We start from the raw sequence: 290 nt of genomic DNA, 5'->3' as shown, positions 1-290 counted from the left end.
CGCTTATTGAACCCTCATTGTCTCGATAACCTGCGCCACTTGAGCCACTTAAAACTGCATTTTGAAGCGCAATTTGAAATAGAAAACCTCAACATCACCGAGCAACTTATTTCTTATGCCAACCAAGTTAGTGACTTACAAATCATCATTAATCACGCAGGGCTTGCACACAACCTTGCTAACTGGGCAACTGCAATTGAACTACTTGCAAAACAGCCTAATGTTGCGATGAAGTTTTCAGGCTTTGAATTACTAATGCTTAATAGCGAGCAGCAAACCCAATGTTTAAC

1 protein-coding gene is annotated in these 290 nt (G+C 40.7%); it reads left to right on the top strand.

What is annotated here, in order from left to right:
* Window positions 1–290, top strand: a 290-nt coding sequence (locus AAEY62_RS21790) for an amidohydrolase family protein (protein ID WP_350636483.1), incomplete at both ends; no start/stop codon positions are given.

Source organism: Pseudoalteromonas sp. GW168-MNA-CIBAN-0100 (genome assembly GCF_040309225.1).
Classification (GTDB): domain Bacteria; phylum Pseudomonadota; class Gammaproteobacteria; order Enterobacterales; family Alteromonadaceae; genus Pseudoalteromonas; species Pseudoalteromonas arctica.
Note: the sequence above shows the minus strand (reverse complement) of the source record. Positions and strands in the feature narration are given on the sequence as shown.